Annotated in this window: 16 protein-coding genes; 10 read left to right on the plus strand and 6 right to left on the minus strand. The window is 69.3% G+C overall.

Translation table 11 applies throughout. From position 1 onward, the window contains the following. Window positions 1–25: 25 nt before the first annotated feature. From AC1DMN_RS09295 to AC1DMN_RS09310, 4 genes are all read right to left on the minus strand, one after another. The gene (locus AC1DMN_RS09295) at window positions 26–1,618 is read right to left on the minus strand and encodes a hypothetical protein (protein WP_477230396.1); all 1,593 of its coding nucleotides are present in this window, start codon (window positions 1,616–1,618) and stop codon (window positions 26–28) included. Beyond that, on the minus strand, window positions 1,600–2,388 hold the full coding sequence (locus tag AC1DMN_RS09300; protein ID WP_440734882.1) for an ABC transporter ATP-binding protein: 789 nt from the start codon (window positions 2,386–2,388) through the stop codon (window positions 1,600–1,602). The genes AC1DMN_RS09295 and AC1DMN_RS09300 overlap by 19 nt, the downstream gene beginning before the upstream one ends. A 194-nt stretch (window positions 2,389–2,582) precedes the next feature. Continuing rightward, window positions 2,583–3,254 carry a potassium channel family protein gene (locus AC1DMN_RS09305; RefSeq protein ID WP_045272962.1) on the minus strand — a complete coding sequence of 224 codons (672 nt, stop codon included), beginning with the start codon at window positions 3,252–3,254 and terminating at the stop codon, window positions 2,583–2,585. 100 nt (window positions 3,255–3,354) lie between these two features. Beyond that, window positions 3,355–4,785, minus strand: a complete 1,431-nt coding sequence (locus AC1DMN_RS09310) for a TrkH family potassium uptake protein (RefSeq protein WP_441975654.1) — start codon at window positions 4,783–4,785, stop codon at window positions 3,355–3,357. A gap of 76 nt (window positions 4,786–4,861) precedes the next feature. Between AC1DMN_RS09310 and AC1DMN_RS09315 the strand changes: the two genes are divergently transcribed. After that, window positions 4,862–5,284: an ArsR/SmtB family transcription factor gene (locus tag AC1DMN_RS09315; RefSeq protein WP_477384142.1), complete on the plus strand. Its 423-nt coding sequence runs from the start codon at window positions 4,862–4,864 to the stop codon at window positions 5,282–5,284. Between the two features lie 70 nt (window positions 5,285–5,354). Here the strand turns inward: AC1DMN_RS09315 and AC1DMN_RS09320 are convergent, their stop codons facing one another. Further along, entirely contained in the window at window positions 5,355–6,185 is an 831-nt protein-coding gene (locus AC1DMN_RS09320) for an ABC transporter permease (protein WP_477230395.1), read from the minus strand. Beyond that, the gene (locus tag AC1DMN_RS09325) at window positions 6,182–7,078 is read right to left on the minus strand and encodes an ATP-binding cassette domain-containing protein (protein ID WP_477230394.1); all 897 of its coding nucleotides are present in this window, start codon (window positions 7,076–7,078) and stop codon (window positions 6,182–6,184) included. Before AC1DMN_RS09325 ends, AC1DMN_RS09320 begins: the two co-directional genes overlap by 4 nt. 82 nt (window positions 7,079–7,160) lie before the next feature. On the opposite strand from AC1DMN_RS09325, the gene AC1DMN_RS09330 reads away from it, so the two are divergent. The 9 genes from AC1DMN_RS09330 (at window position 7,161) to AC1DMN_RS09370 (ending at window position 12,350) form a co-directional block, all read left to right on the plus strand. Next, entirely contained in the window at window positions 7,161–8,111 is a 951-nt protein-coding gene (locus AC1DMN_RS09330) for a TetR/AcrR family transcriptional regulator (RefSeq protein WP_477230393.1), read from the plus strand. A 107-nt stretch (window positions 8,112–8,218) separates the two neighbouring features. Further along, entirely contained in the window at window positions 8,219–8,413 is a 195-nt protein-coding gene (locus AC1DMN_RS09335; protein ID WP_440734888.1) for a helix-turn-helix domain-containing protein, read from the plus strand. Between the two features lie 160 nt (window positions 8,414–8,573). Then, the gene (locus tag AC1DMN_RS09340; protein WP_003792170.1) at window positions 8,574–8,672 is read left to right on the plus strand and encodes a 30S ribosomal protein bS22; all 99 of its coding nucleotides are present in this window, start codon (window positions 8,574–8,576) and stop codon (window positions 8,670–8,672) included. A gap of 126 nt (window positions 8,673–8,798) precedes the next feature. Beyond that, window positions 8,799–9,101, plus strand: coding sequence for a rhodanese-like domain-containing protein (locus AC1DMN_RS09345; RefSeq protein ID WP_440734889.1), 303 nt, complete (start codon window positions 8,799–8,801; stop codon window positions 9,099–9,101). Then, window positions 9,098–9,412 (plus strand): glutaredoxin family protein, encoded by a 315-nt coding sequence (locus tag AC1DMN_RS09350; protein WP_477230392.1) that lies wholly within the window; start codon window positions 9,098–9,100, stop codon window positions 9,410–9,412. The genes AC1DMN_RS09345 and AC1DMN_RS09350 overlap by 4 nt, the downstream gene beginning before the upstream one ends. Further along, complete coding sequence (locus AC1DMN_RS09355) at window positions 9,409–9,711, plus strand: Dabb family protein (protein WP_477230391.1); 303 nt, start codon at window positions 9,409–9,411, stop codon at window positions 9,709–9,711. Before AC1DMN_RS09350 ends, AC1DMN_RS09355 begins: the two co-directional genes overlap by 4 nt. A 233-nt stretch (window positions 9,712–9,944) precedes the next feature. Beyond that, window positions 9,945–10,766 (plus strand): basic amino acid ABC transporter substrate-binding protein, encoded by an 822-nt coding sequence (locus tag AC1DMN_RS09360; protein WP_440734892.1) that lies wholly within the window; start codon window positions 9,945–9,947, stop codon window positions 10,764–10,766. A 34-nt stretch (window positions 10,767–10,800) separates the two neighbouring features. Then, complete coding sequence (locus AC1DMN_RS09365) at window positions 10,801–11,598, plus strand: amino acid ABC transporter permease (RefSeq protein ID WP_477230390.1); 798 nt, start codon at window positions 10,801–10,803, stop codon at window positions 11,596–11,598. Further along, window positions 11,595–12,350 carry an amino acid ABC transporter ATP-binding protein gene (locus AC1DMN_RS09370; RefSeq protein WP_440734894.1) on the plus strand — a complete coding sequence of 252 codons (756 nt, stop codon included), beginning with the start codon at window positions 11,595–11,597 and terminating at the stop codon, window positions 12,348–12,350. The genes AC1DMN_RS09365 and AC1DMN_RS09370 overlap by 4 nt, the downstream gene beginning before the upstream one ends. Window positions 12,351–12,535 lie beyond the last annotated feature (185 nt).

Below are 12,535 nucleotides of genomic sequence, written 5' to 3' on the forward strand. Positions count from 1 at the left end.
GCCCGATGTACCGGGCCCTCCGTCCTCACGCCTCGCTGGCGACCTCGGCGAGCACCTCGGGCCAGCGCCGCTCCAGGATCCGTCCGCCCAGCACCGCGCCGCCCCACATGGCGAGGCTTCCGCACACCAGGCCGAATGCGAGGCTCAGCCAGCCGAGCCACGGCGTCCAGATCGCGGCGATCGCAAGGCCGAACGCGGGCCCTCCTATCGCCAGGCTCAGCGGCGTGATGATCATCATCGCGACCATCGACTGCACCCCGCCGGAGGATCCGCGTCCGAACGGATTCGCCTCAGGGGCGGGTGCGCGGCCGGGCAGGAATGCGCCCACCCACACCCCGAGGCCGGCCGCCGCCGTGCCAAGGCCCAGGGCCGCGCCCAGGCTGGCCGGGATGAGGTCCATCCGCCCCGCGAGCATGCTCGCCGCGACGCACAGCACGATCGTCACGGGCACCGCGATGATCCCGAACCCGAGCAGACGGCCCGCGCGATCCGCCCGTCCCGGCACGCCGCTGTGGATATGCAGGGCGATCGCGTCGTTGTCGTAGGCGATGCCGAGCTGCAGGATCGTGCCGATCAGCAGCGCATTGATCGCCGGGATGAGGATCGCGGCGGGGCCCAGCGCGAATGAGCCCTCCCCGCGTCCGTTCATCAGAGTCATCCCGATCAGGAGCGCGGGCAGCAGCACCATCATCACGGTGTTGATGACCTGGCGCGGATCGCGCGTGGCATAGCGCAGGGTGCGGGCCGCGATCGCTCCGACCGGGGAGGCGGGGAGTACGCGATCGAGCAGTCCGCCCGAGCGCACGCGGCCGCCGCTGCGGCTCTGGATCGGCGCGACCAGGCGTGCGGCGAGCAGCCCGCGCGCGGCGAACCACAGGGCCGCGGCCGTCGCGAGGGCGATGAGCAGCCGAAGGCCCGCTGCGAGCAGATCGCCCTGGGCGAGCGCGGCGGAGACGCCGAATACGGCGCCCAGCGGCGTCCATCCGGTGGCGTCGGCGATCGCGGGCAGGACCGCCGAGGGGTCCGAGAGCCGGGCGAAAGCGCGCACGAGCACGTTGATCAGCAGACCGGAGCAGGCGACGAGCAGCACGCCGAGCGTGATCACCAGGTCGCGCGTCCGCCGTCCGGCCAGCCACCCGGCGAGCACGCCGCTGACCACCCTGGCGCCGAGCACGCACGTCGCGAGCGCGAGCGGGATCAGCACCACGGCGGCCACGAGCGCGAGCGGGCTCACCGACCACCCGACGAGCATGAGCAGCAGCGCCACGGTCGTGCCGATGCCGCCGATCGTGGTGGCGCCCGCGACGACGAGCCCCGGCAGCAGCGATCGTGCCGTGACCGGCAGCAGGGCGAAGCGTTCGGGGGCGAGTGAGTCGTCGACGCTCACCACGATCGAGCCGATCCACCACACGAGCACGATGCCGGAGCCGACGACGACCAGCGTGCGCACGGCCGCATCGGGCGCCGCGATCCGCAGCGCCACAAGACCCGCCGCGAGGGCGGCGAGAAGGCCGAGGGCGATCATCCCCGAGATGATCAGGGACACGATCATCCACGGGTTGCGCCCGAGCTGATGGCCGAGCTGGCGCCAGCGCAAGCCTACGAGGAGCGCAACCATGCGAGCGTCTCCGATCCGAGTTCGTGCGCGCCGACCAGGGAGAGGAAGCGTTGCTGCAGCGTCTCGCCCGCGCGCACCTCGTCGAGGGTGCCGTTCGCGAGAAGGCGCCCATCGGCGACGATCGCGACCCGATCGCACAGGGACTCGACGAGCTCCATGACGTGGCTGGACAGCACGACCGTGCCGCCGCCGTCGACGAACGCCCGAAGGATCTGCCGGATCGTCTCGCCCGAGACGGGATCGACCGCCTCGAGCGGTTCGTCCAGGATGAGCAGGCGCGGCGCGTGGATGAGCGCGCACGCGAGGCCGATCTTCTTGCGCATGCCCGCGGAGTAGTCCACGACCAGCGTGCTGCCGGCGTCGGCGAGCCCCAGCGCGTCCAGCAGCTCGCCGGTCCGGGCGACGACCTCGGCCTCGGTCATGCCGCGCAGCAGACCGGTGTAGCGCAGCAGCTCGGCGCCGGTGAGGCGATCGAGCATCCGCACGCCGTCTGGCAGCACCCCCATGCGGCCCTTGGCGGCGGCGGGATCCCGCCAGACGTCCGCACCGAGCACCTGGGCGGAGCCGGCATCGGGGCGCAGCAGTCCCGTGGTCATCGCGAGGGTCGTTGTCTTGCCGGCGCCGTTGGGGCCGAGGAGGCCGAGCATGGACCCGGCGGGGACATCGAGCCAGAGGTCGTCGACAGCGACCTTCTGCCCGAACTGCTTGCGAAGGCCCTGCAGCGAGAGCACCGGCGGCGCGGCGGCGAAGGGCGCTGTGAAGTCGGTCATGTCTCCATCCGACCACGCGCCGGCGCGGTCGGCATCCCCCTCGCGACGGACATGCCGTGACCGCGAAACCGATTCTGCGTGCCGAGACAGCAGATCAGAACGTCGGTCTCGGGACGAGGGTTCGGTCTCGCGGTCACGCCGGGCACGCCGGGCGCCACGTACCGACGGAGGTGCCGGCCCGGTGCCGCGCAGGCTCAGCGATCCAGCGAGGAGAACCGCTCGATGTCGCTGTTCGTGCCCGACACGATGATGAGGTCGTGGTTGGTGACGACGGTGTCGGCCTCGGCGTAGCGGAACGGCTTGCCGGGGCTCTTCACGCCGACCACGGTCACGTTGTACTTGCTGCGCACACCGGACTGGTTCAGGCCCACGCCGCGGATGAACTTCGGCGGATACATCTTGGCCAGCACGAAGTCGTCGTCGAACCGGATGAAGTCGAGCATGCGGCCCGACACGAGGTGCGCGACGCGCTCCCCGGCCTCGCGCTCGGGGTAGACGACGTGGTTCGCACCCACCCTGGCGAGGATCTTGCCGTGCGACTGCGACACCGCTTTCGCCCAGATCTGCGGCACCTTGAGGTCGACGAGGTTCGCGGTGATGAGCACCGAGGCCTCGATCGAGGATCCGACGGCGACGACGGCGACCTGGAAGTCCTGGGCGCCGATCTGGCGCAGCGCGTCGATGTTGCGGGTGTCGGCCTGCGCGGCGTGCGTGACCCGCTCCGACCACTTCTGCACCAGCTCGAGGTTGGTGTCGATCGCGAGCACTTCCCGGTCGAGGCGGTCCAGTTCGCCGGCGCAGGCGGCGCCGAAGCGGCCCAGGCCGATCACGAGCACCGGAGCGTCGTTGCGCAGCACTTCAACCATGCCGCCCACTTTACTGTCCGCCGCTGGGGCGTTCCGCGTCAGCCGAATCGGGGGAGGACGTGACGCCCCCCGCGACTCCGCCGACCGCGGCTGCTGCGGGTCAGCCGACGATCGGCCGCTCCACGGGCAGCGAGTACAACTGATTGCGCGACGTCGCGGCCACCGCGGCCGCGAGGGTCACCGTGCCGACGCGTCCCATGAAGATCGTCGCGGCGAGGATGTAGGTCGCCGCATCCGGCAGCCTCTCGGTGACGCCCGTCGACAGGCCCACGGTGCCGAAGGCCGAGACCACGTCGAAGAGCACCTCCTCCACGGGGTACTTCGTGATCTGGCTGATGGCGATCGTGGACAGCGCGACCGTCGTGGCCCCCCAGGCCACCACGCTGAGGGCGACGCGCTGCACGTCCGAAGGGATCCGGCGCCCGAACGCCTGCACCGAAGGACGTCCCTTGGCCTCGCTGATCACGGCAAGGGCGAGCACGGCGAGCGTGGTGACCTTGATGCCGCCGGCCGTGGACGCGGAGCCGCCGCCGACGAACATGAGCATCGAGGCGGCGAGCATCGAGGATCCATTCAGATCCCCCATGTTCACCACGCTGAAGCCGCCCGAACGCGTCATCGCGGACAGGAAGAACGCCTGGAACGTGGTGTCGCCGGCATCCATGGATCCGAAGGTCTTCGGATTGTCGAACTCGAGCAGCAGGAACACGGCGGCGCCGACCACGAACAGCACGATCGTGGTGAGCATGGTCAGCTTCGCGTGCAGCGACCAGCGCCGCACGTGCCAGCGCTGCCGGGTGAGCGTGTAGATCACCGGGAAGCCGAGGCTGCCCAGGAATACGCCGAGCATGAGCACGCTGAGCACGTAGTAGTTCTGCGCGAACGGCTCGAGCCCCCCGGGGTTCGGGGTGAATCCGGTGTTCGTGAACGCCATCGCCGCGTAGAACGGCGCCTCCCACAGGGCGTTGACCGGATGCACCCCCGCGGTCAGCAGCGCGGGGTAGAGCAGCACCATGAGCCCGGCCTCGATCGTGAACGCCGAGATCGCCACGGTGCGCAGCAGGGATCCGACCTCGCCGAGGCGCACGGTCTGGCTCTCGTTCACGGGGCCGCCGTGCGCTCGCATCGGGTTGGTGTCGCCCGCCGCGATGAGCTTGGCGCGCAGCCCCAGCCGCTTCGAGATCGCCAGGCCCATCACGCTGGCAAGGGTCAGCACGCCGAGGCCGCCGATGTTGACACCCACGAAGATCACGCCGAGCCCGAAGCCCGACCAGTGCGTGGACATGTCGACGGTGGACAGGCCGGTGACGCAGATCGTGGAGACCGCCGTGAACAGCGCGTCCGCGAGCGGCGTCACCGTGCGGTCGGCGCTCGCGATCGGCAGCGACAGCAGCGCCGTGGTGATCAGGATGAGCGCCGAGAACACGACGATCGCGAACCGAGAGGGCGATGAGGTCGTCAGGGTCTTGCCGAGACGAACGGTCCGTCGGGCGATCTCGGAGAAGGATCGCGGGGCAGCGGTGCGCGCCATGGTCGAGCCCCTCCGATCCTCCGTCCGCCAAGCCTTCGTCATGGTACTCCGCCCTCGGCGCGGCTACTGTGAAGGCATGACCGACATCTTCGACGTGATCGCCGACGGCACGAGACGGGACATCCTGCAACTCCTGCGCCAGCGGTCAGAGGACGGGGACGCCGGTACCAGCGTGACGCAGATCGTCAGCGAGCTGGGCATCAGTCAGCCCACCGTCTCGAAGCACCTCAAGGTGCTGCGCGAGGCCGAGCTGGTCACCGTGCGCGAAGACGGACAGCGCCGCTTCTACAGCATCGAGGCCGCGCCTCTGGAAGAGGTCGACGACTGGCTCGTCCCGTTCCTCGCCRACGCGTACGGGGACTCCGCGCCCGACATCTCCGGGCTCATCGGGGTCCCGCCCCTGCCCGACGGCGCCGCGCACGCGGCCGAGGTGGTCGGTCGCGCCGCGGCATCCGCCAAGCACGTCGTGCAGACCGCACTCAAGCGGCTCGGAGCCTGACGCGCGCGACGCCCGGATCCGGGCGGATCCGGGCGTCGCGTCGATCCTGCGAGGGTGAGCGAGCAGCTGCTCAGCGCCGCGCCTTGCCGAACAGCCAGCGACCCCACAGCACGGAGATCAGGAGGATCGCGGCGCACCAGCCCAGTGCCCAGTACGGCTGGGCGTGCAGGGGCGTGCCCATGAGCAGGCCGCGGATCGTCTCGATGATCGGCGTGATGGGCTGGTTCTCCGCCACCCACTGCAGCCAGGTCGGCATCGTGTCCACCGGCACGAACGCGCTGGACAGGTACGGCACGAACATCAGGATGAACCCGTATCCCGCGGCGGCTTCAGGGCTGCCCGCGGCGAGGCCGATGGCGGCGTAGAGATACGTGATCACGAGGATGTAGACCGCGATCACGCCGAACGCGGCGATCCACTGCAGAACACCCGCGCTCGGGCGGAAGCCGAGCAGCAGCGCGACACCGAACACGACGGCGGTCGACACCAGGTTGCGCGCCAGGCTCGCGATCACGTGGCCGGTGAGCACCGATCCCGGTCGCAGCGGCATGGTGCGGATCCGGTCGATGATCCCGGTGGACATGTCGCGCGACACGTATGTCGCCGTCGACGCGGCGCCGAAGCCGGCGCACAGCAGGATGATGCCGGGCACGACATAGTCGACGTAGCTGCCGTCGTCCTCGATCGCCCCGCCGAAGACGAAGGTGAACAGCAGCATGAGCGTGACCGGCAGCATGATCGACATCGACAGGGTCTCGCCGTCGCGCAGCGACAGGATGAGGCTGCGGCGGACGAACACGCGCTCGGCGGCGAAGCCGCGCAGGCGCGGGCGGATCCCCGACGCGGGCGACGGGACCGGATCCAGCGGGCGCGGGGCGACAGGGGCGGACAGAGCGGTCATGCGAACTCCCGGATGGTCGTGCGGTCGGCGTCGCCGGTCGCGGTCAAGGTGAGGAAGACATCGTCGAGCGTGGGGCGGCGCAGCTGAACGCGTGCCGTCGGATGCGCGGCCTCGAGCTCGTCCAGCGCGCGGCGGATACCGTCGATCGATCCGTCGGTCGCGATCTCCGCGAGCGAGGCCCCGTCGGCGCCCTCCGCGACGAGCACGTCGCTGCCGAACTGCGCCTTCAACGCCGACGCGGTGCCGGTGCGGACGATGCGCCCCTCGTGCAGGACCGCGATGCGATCCGCCAGCTGGTCGGCTTCTTCGAGGTACTGGGTGGTGAGGAAGACGGTGGTGCCCGCGTCGGCGAGACCCCGGATGACCGCCCAAAGGTCCAGGCGACTGCGCGGATCCACGCCGGTCGTGGGCTCATCGAGGAAGAGCACCTGCGGGGTGACGACGAAGCTGAGCGCGAGATCGAGCCGGCGCCGCATGCCGCCGGAGTACGTGGAGACCTTGCGCCCCGCCGCTTCGGTGAGGGCGAACTGCACGAGCAGCTCGTCCGCACGGCGGCGGGCGGCACGCGGGCTCAGCCCGGAGAGCCGACTCAGCATCACGAGGTTCTCCACGCCGGTGAGCGCGTCGTCGACCGCGGCGGACTGCCCCGTGAGGGAGATGCGCTGCCGCACGCCCTCGGGGTCGCGCCGCACGTCGCACCCGGCGACGACGGCGGTGCCGGCGTCGGCACGGGTGAGCGTGGTGAGGATCGAGATGGTGGTGGTCTTGCCGGCGCCGTTGGAACCGAGCAGGGCGACGATCTCGCCCTGCTCTGCGGTGAGRTCGACGCCGCGCAGSACGGGGGTGCCGCGGTACTGCTTGGTGAGTCCTGCGACTTCGATGGCCGTGGTCATCGCCGTTCCTTTCTGTGTACGGATGAAACTGTTTATGACCATAACACACTGTTTACATCGTAAACAGTCCTATTCTGGATTCATGACCGAAGAGCCGGATCCCGTCGACCTGCCCGATCTGCCGCGCGGCATCGCACTGGCCTGGGGTATGGCGGCCAGTCCGCAACGCGGGCCGAAGCGCGAGATGAGCGTGGAGCGCATCGTCGAAGAGGCGGTCGCGCTCGCCGATCGCGACGGGCTCGGAGCCGTGTCGATGGCGGCCGTCGCCAAGGCGCTCGGATTCACGCCGATGTCGCTCTACCGCTATGTCACCGCGAAGGACGACCTTCTGCTGCTCATGCAGGAGGAGGCGTCGGGACTCCCGCCGCTCCCGGAGCCCGGTGCGGCCGATCCGGGCTGGCGGGAGGAGGCGGAGCGGCTCTACCGCGCGCATCTCGACGTCTACCTGCGGCATCCCTGGCTGCTCAGCCTGCCGATCAGCGGTACCCCGGTCACTCCGGGGACCGCCGCCTGGATGGATGCGTACCTTGCGGCCTTCGCAGAGACGCCGCTCGATCAGGATGATCGGATGGGTGCGATGCTCGCCATCATGGGACAGGCTCGGTGGTTCGGCACGGTGGCGGCAGGCTATGCGGAGGCCGCGCGCTCGAGCGGGCGGACGCTCGAGGAGGTCGGTGCGCAGGAGGCGGCCCTGTTCCGGGCGCTGATCGACGCGGACGCCTATCCGCACACGCGCGCCGCGCTGGACGAGGGGGCGATCGACGGCGACCGGGACCCGATGCTGTTCGGCATCGAACGCGTCCTGGACGGGATCGCCGCCCATATCGATCGTCTCGCCGCCGCGCGGCCGGACGGCGCTCGGACTTCTCCCGTCTTCGTCCCGGAAGACCCCGCGCTCGCCGCAGACAAGCGCGTGCGTGCGGCGGTGAAGAGCGTGCGCGAGGCCGAGAAGGCGTTGCGGGCGGCGCAGAAGAACGAGCGCCAGGTGCGCAAGGACGCCGCGGAGCGCATCGCGAGATCGGCCGCGGTCTGAGCGTCCTCTGTCACAACGTTCACATGGGTTTACACGTGTCGCCAGCAGCCCCTACAGTTGTCGCAACCCGCCGTGCAGCTCGCGCGACGGGAGAGGGGTGGATGGGGATGCCCGAACAGCTTCCGGACGTGAAGTTCCTGACCGTCGCCGAAGTGGCGGCCATCATGCGCGTGTCCAAGATGACCGTGTACCGGCTGGTGCACGCCGGCGAACTGCCCGCGATCCGCTTCGGCCGCAGCTACAGAGTGCCCGAGTCCGCCGTCACGGCGGCCCTGCAGACTCCGATCGCCGACGCGGGCTGAGCGCGYGCGAGTCCCGCCCGGACCGCCGCGGAGCGTCTCGAACGCTCGTGCGTCAACGTCGGCGGCGCCGTGCGCTAGACTGTTCCGAGGCATTTTTTCATGCCCCGATCCCGGGCATCGTCCGTGTGCGACGCCCAGCCCCTGACTTAGTGAGGTTTCCGTGGGTTCTGTCATCAAGAAGCGCCGCAAGCGCATGGCGAAGAAGAAGCACCGCAAGCTGCTTCGCAAGACTCGCCACCAGCGCCGCAACAAGAAGTAAGCGGCCGCGCGTAGCGCGCAAGTCACTGAGCGCCCCCGATCTTCGGATCGCCGGGGCGCTTCGTGCATTTCCGGCACCGATGGTCCGGCGCGCCCGCGGACACGGGCGTCTGGAAGAATCGGATCCATGAAGACGATCACCGTCGCCCAGCTGGCCGAGCGCACCGAGACGCCCCTCATCGATGTGCGCGAGAGGAACGAGTTCGCCACCGGGCACGTGCCCGGCGCCGTGAACCTGCCGATGTCGGAGCTCGGAGACCTGCTGCATGAGCTTCCGGATGGCGCGTTCGACGTGATCTGCCAGCTCGGCGGGCGCTCGGCTCGTGTCGTGGAGGCCCTCGAGGCCCGCGGCTACGACGCCACGAACGTGGAGGGCGGCACGGCCGAGTGGATCGCGGACGGACGCGCGATCGAGACCCCCGCGCCGTGATCGCACTGACCCTGATCAGCAAGCCCGACTGCCACCTGTGCGACGTGGCGTCGGACGTGGTCGACGCGGTCGTCGCCGAGCTGCCGGATGCGCTCGCCGAGGACATGGAGATCACCGAGCTGTCGATCCTCGACGACCCCGTCCTCTACGAGAAGTACTGGGAGAAGATCCCCGTGCTCCTCATCGACGGCGAGCTGCACGGCCACTGGCGCATCTCGCCGGAGCGGCTGCGCGAGGCCCTCGCCGAGAAGGCCGGCGCAGCGGGAGATGCAGGACGAGCCGCGGACGCGGCGGAAGGAGAGAAGCGATGACGCTGCGGCATGTGGTGACCTGGAAGATGGCGACGACGGATCGCGCCGAGCGTGCGGAGCATGCCGCGGGGGTCGCCTCACGGCTGGAGGGCCTCGTCGGCGTCGTTCCGTCGATCCGCGCGCTCACCGCCGGTGTGAACGCTCTCGCGATCGACGGCAACTGGGATGTGACCCTGATCGCCGACTTCGACGATGCCGCGGGCCTGGATGCGTACCAGGTGCACCCGGCGCACCAGGAGGTCGTGGGCTATGTGCGCTCGGTCTCGGGCGGACGTTCGGCCGTCGACTTCGAGGTCTGACTAGCGGGGGGATTGGGCGTCACCGGACAGTCTCCCCAGGCATCGTCTCGGATCTCAGACATTCTGGACGGTCCGGAAGAGCCGAGAACCGCGGGAATCCGGGGCTTCCGACCTGCCGATACCGAACCGAGACGCCTTCGAGACTCTCGGTGTTACACGGCGGTAACCGCACCATGTCAAGATTGTCGGCAACCCGCACCAGGACGCCCGCGTCCTCGACACAGGAGTCGCACATGGAACGTCGCTCGAAGATCGCCTACGGACTCGCCCTCGCGGCGGCCACCACCCTCGCCCTCGCCGGCTGCTCCGGCAGCGGCACCCCGTCCGAAAGCGGGTCCACCGCAGCCGCCGGCGCGGACTACGGTCTCGTCACGGCCGGCACGCTCACGGTGTGCTCGGACATCCCCTACCCGCCCTTCGAGTTCGAGGGCGGTGACAACGGCACCGGCTACACTGGGTTCGACATCGACATGCTCGGCGCGATCGCCAAGAAGCTCGACCTGAAGCTCGCCGTCCAGGACGTGGGCTTCGACGCGCTGCAGTCCGGCACCACGCTGGCCTCCGGCACCTGCGACGTGGGCGCATCGGCGATGACCATCACCGAGGACCGCAAGAAGAACATCGACTTCTCCGACCCGTACTACGACTCCCTGCAGTCGCTGCTGGTGAAGACCGACTCCGGCATCAAGGACATCAACGGTCTGTCCGGCAAGAACGTCGGCGTGCAGCAGGGAACCACGGGCGAGAGCTACGCCAAGGAGCACGCCAAGGGCGCGAACCTGGTGCAGTACCCCTCCGACGGCGAGCTGTGGCCGGCGATCCAGGCCGGGCAGATCGACGCCATCCTGCAGGACCAGCCGGTGAACCTCGAGCACGAGAAGGCCGACAAGTCGTACAAGATCGTCGAGACGTACAACACCAAGGAGTCCTACGGCTTCGCGTTCCAGAAGGGCCAGAAGACGGCTCTGCTGAAGGCCGTCAACGGCGCGCTGAAGGACCTCAAGGACAGCGGCGAGGCCAAGAAGATCTACGACACGTACTTCACCGCCAAGTGATCGCCACACGGTCGGCGACGGGAGGATCTCGGCGATGGCGTTGAGACGCACTCAGAAACAGAAGCTGTACCGCTACACGGTCTACGTCGTGCTGATCGCGATCGTCCTGTGGGTGGCGTTCACCGCGAACTGGGCCAAGCTCGGCCCGCTGTTCTTCAACCCGGCGGTCGCGGCCAAGATGCTCCCGAGCATCGTCACCGTGGCGCTGGTGAACACGCTGTGGTTCACGGCGGTGGCGTTCGCGGGCGGTCTGCTGCTCGGCGTGTTCCTGGCGCTGCTGAAGATGAGCAGCATCGGACCCTTCCGGTGGATCGCCACGGCCTGGATCGAACTGTTCCGCGGTCTTCCCGCGATCCTGACGATCTTCGCCATCGGGTTCATCGTGCCGATCGCGGCGGGGGTGCCGGGGACCAAACTCGGCGGCCCCGTCGTGCTGGGTCTCGTCGGCCTGATCCTGGTCGCCTCCGCCTACATGGCGGAGACGATCCGCGCAGGGCTGCAGGCGGTGCCGAAGGGCCAGACCGAGGCCGCGCGTTCGCTCGGCATGTCGCCCATGAAGACGACCTTCTGGATCGTCGTGCCGCAGGGTTTCCGGATCATCATCCCGCCGCTCACGAACGAGTTCGTGCTGCTGCTCAAGGACACGTCGCTGCTCTTCGTGGTGGGCACGTTCATCTGGTCGAAGGAGCTCACGACCTTCGCCCGTGACGCGAGCACGCAGAACAGCAACGGCACGCCCCTGATCATGGCCGCGATCCTGTACCTGATCGTGACGATTCCGCTGACCCGCTTCACCGCGTGGCTCGAGCGTCGGATGGCGAGGGAACGATGAGCACCGACCTGATCAACCTGAGCGCGCCCGCGATCGACATCCGCGGGCTCGTGAAGAGCTACGGCGACAACGAGGTGCTCAAGGGCATCGACCTGTCCGTGCATGCCGGGGAGGTCGTCTGCGTGATCGGCCCCTCCGGATCCGGGAAGTCGACGCTGCTGCGCTCGGTGAACCTTCTGGAGCAGCCGACCGGCGGGGAGGTCCTGATCGAGGGGATCGACGTCACCGACCCCGACGTCGACATCGACCGGGTGCGCACCCGCATCGGCATGGTGTTCCAGAGCTTCAACCTGTTCCCGCACATGTCGGTGCTGGGCAATCTCACCATCGCGCAGCGGCAGGTGAAGAAGCGCAGCAAGGCCGAGTCGGACAAGGTCGCGAAGGCGATGCTGGAGCGCGTGGGCATGGCGCACAAGGCCGATGCCTTTCCCGGTCAGCTCTCCGGCGGCCAGCAGCAGCGCGTCGCGATCGCACGGGCGCTGTGCATGAACCCCGACATGATGCTGTTCGACGAACCCACGTCGGCGCTCGACCCCGAGCTCGTCGGAGAGGTGCTGCAGGTGATGCGCACGCTCGCCGATGAGGGCATGACCATGATGGTGGTCACCCACGAGATGGGCTTCGCCCGGGAGGTCGGCTCGCGCCTGATCTTCATGGACGGCGGGCACATCCTCGAGGAGGGCGACCCCCGCGAGGTGCTCGCGAACCCGCAGCACCAGCGCACGAAGGACTTCCTCGCGCGCGTGCTGTGAACCCGTGCCTCGGGGCGACCCCCGAGGCGCGGGAGCCGGACGCTGTGAGACGCGCCGGGGGACTTATGCGCCCCCGGCGCGTCTCATAGGCTTCTCCAAGCCCGGTCAGAGCGCCGGCACCGGTTCTGCCAGGTCGGCACGGATTACGATGGGTCGTCGCCCCGTCCGGAGGCGGGAAACGGAGC

This window comes from Microbacterium sp. 01T413_2, from assembly GCF_056398985.1.

Excerpts from the sequence above, each read along its gene's own strand:
- AC1DMN_RS09300 (WP_440734882.1), bottom strand. The coding sequence starts at position 2,388 with ATGACCGACTTCACAGCGCCCTTCGCCGCCGCGCCGCCGGTGCTCTCG.
- AC1DMN_RS09305 (WP_045272962.1), bottom strand. The coding sequence starts at position 3,254 with ATGGTTGAAGTGCTGCGCAACGACGCTCCGGTGCTCGTGATCGGCCTG.
- AC1DMN_RS09295 (WP_477230396.1), bottom strand. The coding sequence starts at position 1,618 with ATGGTTGCGCTCCTCGTAGGCTTGCGCTGGCGCCAGCTCGGCCATCAG.
- AC1DMN_RS09345 (WP_440734889.1), top strand. The coding sequence starts at position 8,799 with ATGAAGACGATCACCGTCGCCCAGCTGGCCGAGCGCACCGAGACGCCC.
- AC1DMN_RS09330 (WP_477230393.1), top strand. The coding sequence starts at position 7,161 with ATGACCGAAGAGCCGGATCCCGTCGACCTGCCCGATCTGCCGCGCGGC.
- AC1DMN_RS09355 (WP_477230391.1), top strand. The coding sequence starts at position 9,409 with ATGACGCTGCGGCATGTGGTGACCTGGAAGATGGCGACGACGGATCGC.
- AC1DMN_RS09360 (WP_440734892.1), top strand. The coding sequence starts at position 9,945 with ATGGAACGTCGCTCGAAGATCGCCTACGGACTCGCCCTCGCGGCGGCC.
- AC1DMN_RS09365 (WP_477230390.1), top strand. The coding sequence starts at position 10,801 with ATGGCGTTGAGACGCACTCAGAAACAGAAGCTGTACCGCTACACGGTC.
- AC1DMN_RS09370 (WP_440734894.1), top strand. The coding sequence starts at position 11,595 with ATGAGCACCGACCTGATCAACCTGAGCGCGCCCGCGATCGACATCCGC.
- AC1DMN_RS09310 (WP_441975654.1), bottom strand. The coding sequence starts at position 4,785 with ATGGCGCGCACCGCTGCCCCGCGATCCTTCTCCGAGATCGCCCGACGG.
- AC1DMN_RS09320 (WP_477230395.1), bottom strand. The coding sequence starts at position 6,185 with ATGACCGCTCTGTCCGCCCCTGTCGCCCCGCGCCCGCTGGATCCGGTC.
- AC1DMN_RS09335 (WP_440734888.1), top strand. The coding sequence starts at position 8,219 with ATGCCCGAACAGCTTCCGGACGTGAAGTTCCTGACCGTCGCCGAAGTG.